Origin of the sequence: Niastella sp. (genome assembly GCF_045805085.1) — a bacterium.
Classification (GTDB): Bacteria; Bacteroidota; Bacteroidia; order Chitinophagales; family Chitinophagaceae; genus Niastella.
Window position 1 is genome coordinate 1 of the sequence record NZ_JBJMLX010000439.1, and the last position, 4858, is coordinate 4858.

The 4858-nt window shown below is 43.4% G+C and carries 7 protein-coding genes; 3 read left to right on the top strand and 4 right to left on the bottom strand.

Annotated elements, in window-relative coordinates:
- The 3 genes from ACJ751_RS23190 to ACJ751_RS23200 form a co-directional block, all read right to left on the bottom strand.
- The coding region (locus ACJ751_RS23190; RefSeq protein WP_407747917.1) for an MFS transporter at window positions 1–489 on the bottom strand (489 nt) is incomplete at its 3' end.
- Window positions 490–575: 86 nt separating this feature from the next.
- Window positions 576–1307 (bottom strand): DUF4197 domain-containing protein, encoded by a 732-nt coding sequence (locus ACJ751_RS23195; protein WP_407747918.1) that lies wholly within the window; start codon window positions 1305–1307, stop codon window positions 576–578.
- Between the two features lie 69 nt (window positions 1308–1376).
- A complete protein-coding gene (locus ACJ751_RS23200; RefSeq protein WP_407747919.1) occupies window positions 1377–1814 on the bottom strand; it encodes an acyl-CoA thioesterase in 438 nt (145 codons plus the stop codon).
- A 78-nt stretch (window positions 1815–1892) separates the two neighbouring features.
- Between ACJ751_RS23200 and ACJ751_RS23205 the strand changes: the two genes are divergently transcribed.
- The 3 genes from ACJ751_RS23205 to ACJ751_RS23215 all read left to right on the top strand — a co-directional run bounded on the left by ACJ751_RS23205 (window position 1893) and on the right by ACJ751_RS23215 (window position 3768).
- Complete coding sequence (locus tag ACJ751_RS23205) at window positions 1893–2216, top strand: hypothetical protein (RefSeq protein ID WP_407747920.1); 324 nt, start codon at window positions 1893–1895, stop codon at window positions 2214–2216.
- Window positions 2217–2383: 167 nt separating this feature from the next.
- Window positions 2384–2980, top strand: coding sequence for a thioredoxin family protein (locus ACJ751_RS23210; RefSeq protein ID WP_407747921.1), 597 nt, complete (start codon window positions 2384–2386; stop codon window positions 2978–2980).
- Window positions 2981–3039: 59 nt separating this feature from the next.
- On the top strand, window positions 3040–3768 hold the full coding sequence (locus ACJ751_RS23215; protein ID WP_407747922.1) for an FKBP-type peptidyl-prolyl cis-trans isomerase: 729 nt from the start codon (window positions 3040–3042) through the stop codon (window positions 3766–3768).
- 57 nt (window positions 3769–3825) lie between these two features.
- Here ACJ751_RS23215 and ACJ751_RS23220 read toward each other — a convergent pair.
- Window positions 3826–4858, bottom strand: a 1033-nt coding sequence (locus ACJ751_RS23220; RefSeq protein ID WP_407747923.1) for a DUF4139 domain-containing protein, incomplete at its 5' end; no start/stop codon positions are given.

Below are 4858 nucleotides of genomic sequence, written 5' to 3' on the forward strand. Positions count from 1 at the left end.
ACCAATAGCACTGCCAACTGCCCAGCCCAGGTTAATAGCCAACCGGTTGAGCGCATACGAACGGGTACGGGTATCTTCTTTACTGTAAGCAACGATAGCTGTAGAGTTGGCAGGCCGGAACGCGTCGTTCACCATGCTTAATAAAAAAGTGAACAAACAGATCAGCGGAAATGATCTCATTTGTCCCAGCACCATGAACATAATGCCGCCACCGCCTAATGTAATTAGCTGCACTTTGTGAAAACCAATGTGGTCGGTTAGTTTGCCACCAAGAAATCCACCTGTTACTGCCCCCAACCCAAACAGGGCCATAACAAAACCAGCCTGCCCGATGCTGTAGCCCATTTTCGGACTGGTAAGATAAATGGTCATGAAGGGAAGTACCATGGTGCCGCTTCTGTTTATTAACATTACAAACGACAACCACCAGGTAGAGGGAGACAATCCACTATAGGCATTCTTGTATAGAGAAAGCGTTTTGCTTATCATGTGACTTTGTATAATAAAAAAAATCCCCCGCGGGTTAAGCGGGGGATGCAATTTATAATAAATCTATAAGCAGACAGGAGAAAAACTTAACTGCCAAACACTTTTTTCAGGATATCAGTAACCCGGGCGGCAGGATCTTTACGGATCTTCTTTTCTTCCTCAGCTACCTGGAAAAACATTCCACCCAATGATTTTTCGGTTACATAACCAGCTAAATCAGGGTTGATCTTTGTAAAGGTAGTTGGGAGTCTATTATATGCATCAAATACTGTTTTCCAGTATGAGGTAGCTGCTGTTTTTTGCAGGGCAGTGTCAATAACGGGGCGGAAAGCTGCAGTAAGTGCTGCGGTTGTTTTTCCGCGCAGGTAACCGGTAGCAGCAGTATCAGTTCCTTTTAAAATGCCCAACGCATCATTTATGCTCATGCTTTTTATAGCATTCACAAAAATTGGCGCTGCTGATTTGCTGGCGTCTTCCGCAGCCCGGTTCATTGATAAAATAGCGTTATCAACCAGTTTGCCCATACCTGCAGTACGTAAAGCCGTTTCTACTTTTTTTGCTTCGGGAGGCATCAACACTTTAATGGCAGCATTGGCAAAAAAGCCATCCACTGCCGATAATTTACTGGCACTGTTTTGTGCGCCAACGCTTAATGCTTCTTTTAAACCCGCAACAATTTGATCGGTAGATAAACCGGTGCCGCTTGTGCTGCTGCCAGTAGCCTTGCCCAGCATACTACCTGCTTTCTTCAATAAACCGCTCTGCGCAAATGAAGCCACACTTGTAAGAAGTAACAGGGGTAAAACTATTCTTTTCATAGAGATATTAAATTAAATAATTCAGCTAAATTAACGTGTTAAATGATAAAAAGTTGTTAAGCAACAGGGTTATTTATCCCATATAAATTGTTCAGCCTTAGGCATTTTCTCAAATACATGTTTTACTGTATCCGGTGGCACTGTGAGTTTGCGCTGCAGCACATCCATCCAGGCGCCGTCGACAGTAATAATGGCAGCCGTTTCATCGCCATTTTTCCTGATATTATGCTGAATGCTCCATCGCGAAAAATCGGGTCGCGTTTTCAGCAATTGTACATCGATAGTTATGACGTCACCCATTCTTATTTCCTTCTTAAAAACACATTCTTCTCTGAATAAAATGGGTCCAAAATGGTGTTTCACCATAAACGAAGGGGTTAACCCATGTTCTCCCAGAAATAAAACCCGCACATAGGCACCAAAATCATAATATACGGAATGCCGTAAATGAAAATTGGGGTCCAGGTCAGACCAGCGAACTTCAAGAGGTTTAATGTAGGTACTCATAAAATTTATATAAAATGATTCGGGCAAAATTAGTCAGTTATCGATATTATTAGTATTTTTTCAAAACACACCTTTTTTGTGCGATCATTAACCGCCATCATATGCTTAACCGCCTTTTTTGCCCTGCAGTATGGCAAGCTGGTTACTTATTGGCATTGTCGCATCACGTCTATTTACACCTCCACACCCTGTGATTGCGTACAGCAATTACTGGATAATCACAAAGACACCACGCACCATCCATCGGCCATCTTAAAAGAAAAAACAGAAGAAGTAGTGTTGTTTCATGAGCCCCTCACCAACTGGCAACCAACTGAAACAACTGTTACTTATGAAGTGGCTTATATTGATGTAATTCCTGAAACTCTCTCCCCCGTTATCTTTCAGCCTCCCCGCGTGTAATTTCAAAGTTTACATTTTACGTTCATGGCTTCCGGTTACCTGTTGCCCGCCTGTAGGCAGGCGGCAGCGTGCGCGTGTAGCTGTATTTGGCTTTCAGCTAAATCCGCCAGCTGGTGGATTTAGCTGCCGCCTGTTATTCCATTCTATCATTCTACAATTAAATCATCATGAAATCAGTTCATATAACTGTTATAGCTATCTCCATTTTTGTATTGGCCGCCTGCACCCCTAAAATGGCCAACAAATCCATTCAAACTGTTAACCTGGAAACAACGGATAAAAAAGGTAACCTGATACTGCTTGGTAAATGCACCCGCGAACGGCTGGCACAACCTCCATTCGATGTTTGGTACACTAAAAATTTTAAAGCCTATACGGTTGATAGTACTACCGCCAACCAAATAAAACCTTTATTGAAAAATAAACAGTTACTATTATTTATGGGAACCTGGTGTGGCGATAGCCGCCGGGAAGTGCCCCGCATTTACAAGATCCTCGATTATTGCCGGGTTAAACCAGCACAAATACAATTGATAACGCTGAATAACAGCGATACGGCTTATAAACAAAGTCCCGGCCATGAAGAACGGGGTTTAAACATTCGCCGGGTTCCTACCCTGCTGATATTTGAAAACCAGCGCGAGGTGGGCCGGATTGTTGAATCGCCCGTGACCTCACTCGAAAAAGACATCCTGGCCATCGTAACCGGCCAGCCGTATGAACATCGTTATAAAGACCTTGTTAATCCCAAACCCGCTATGTGACAATATTTCATCCAATTTTTCGTTTCATTCACTTACTTTTGATGCCTAAAATTTAATTAATGAAAAAATATGTGCTGTTGGCTTTAGCCGTTTTACCAGCAACTGCGATGCTGGCCCAGTCTACTGCTAAGAAAAAGCCGGTTGCAGCTACTAAAAAAACCGCTACCCCTGCCTCATCTGCTCCTGGTTTGAAAAACGCTGCCGATTCATTTAGTTATGCCATTGGCTTAAGTATCGCCAGTTTTTACAAAGCCCAGGGCATAACCAATATAAACAACGCCCTGGTGTTGAAAGCCCTTGCTGATTCCAAAGTTGATAAGGCCCTGCTGAATGAACAACAGGTGAATAACTGCATTGTTACCTACATGCAGAAAACACGTAGTGAAAACGCATCTCCCAATAAAAAAGCAGGTCAGGCATTCCTGGCTGAAAATAAAAAGAAACCAGGTGTTATTACCTTACCCAGCGGTTTACAATACCAGGTTATCAAAGAAGGTACCGGTCCTAAACCATCCATCGATGACCAGGTAAAAGTTCATTACCATGGCACCCTGATCGACGGTACTGTTTTCGACAGTTCAGTTGACCGTGGCCAGCCTATTACCCTGGGTTTAAAAAATGTAATTCCCGGTTGGACGGAAGCGTTACAATTGATGCCCGTTGGCAGCAAATGGAAATTGTTCATTCCTTCTGACCTGGCTTATGGCGATAATCCCGCCGGTCCTACAATTAAAGAAGGTTCAACCCTGATCTTTGATGTAGAATTACTCGAAATAGTGAAAAACTAATAAATAAAAAAGATCCCTCCGGCGATTATTGCCGGAGGGATTTTTTTGCTATAGATCCTACCAATTGATCGTTCTGTCTTTCGGGAACTTCACGCTATAACTTACGCGGTATTTCTTTATTTCGCCCGGCGCCAGCTGCGGTTTCCAGGTTAAAATACCCGTTTCCCCATTCACTGCAGCCCCATCAGCTTGTAACAGCTCCACTTCAATATCTTTATTGGTCGATAAAGGATACTGGTCCCGCAACTCCATTTGAACGGCTTCCTTTTTGTTGTTCCGCACGGTTATTTCATAGGTAAAGGTTTGCTTTTTGTTAGTACCAAGGAATTTCACACTGCTGAAATCGGTCAGTTTTTCGCGGGTGATCACTACCCTTTTATCTCTTCCCAAAGTAAGGTTCAGCGTATCCTGTACAGAATTGGCGTCGATGGATGTTTTGCCAATATAAGTACCTTCAAAAATAATATTGGCTTCGCCCGGTAACAGGTTCAGGGCTTCCCAGTCAACGATCTCTCCCACCAGGTAAGCGTCTTTATCAAGACGGGGAACACTGAAATACTTATAATGCGCCGGCACTTTAAAGTCTTTCAAACTTACATTCTGTTCTTTTCCATTCGAGGGCACGTCATATGGCATATCGATCTCAAACACTACATTCAGTTCATTGTCTTTTATATTTACATAATCGCCCATTTCTTTCAGCTTTATCATTACAACTCCGTTCGATGCGCGGCTGCCATAAATGGCTGTAGAGGCAGCATCTTTCAGCACGTCCATCGATTTGATGGTCTTCGGATCAATACTGTTAAGCTCCCCTTTACTTATTATCCTGCCATCCAGTACATACAATGGTTCGGCCTGCTTCTGTTTTTTATCGTACACATTGCTGTACCCTCTGATATTAATTTCCTGCATGGCAGGTGCGGGTGCAGCTGAACCAATAGACAGGCCAGCCACGCTACCACTTACAGATGGCGCCGCGTCATAGGCTACCGGCTCGTAATAGGTAAGGAACCACGACTTAATATCGGGTGCATTGTTATGTTGCGCAGGAACCGATGTTGACAAAGCGAGTTTTACCTTTTGCCAG

Coding starts and splice junctions, on each gene's coding strand:
- ACJ751_RS23210 (WP_407747921.1), top strand. CDS start 2,384: ATGAAATCAGTTCATATAACTGTTATAGCTATCTCCATTTTTGTATTG.
- ACJ751_RS23195 (WP_407747918.1), bottom strand. CDS start 1,307: ATGAAAAGAATAGTTTTACCCCTGTTACTTCTTACAAGTGTGGCTTCA.
- ACJ751_RS23215 (WP_407747922.1), top strand. CDS start 3,040: ATGAAAAAATATGTGCTGTTGGCTTTAGCCGTTTTACCAGCAACTGCG.
- ACJ751_RS23200 (WP_407747919.1), bottom strand. CDS start 1,814: ATGAGTACCTACATTAAACCTCTTGAAGTTCGCTGGTCTGACCTGGAC.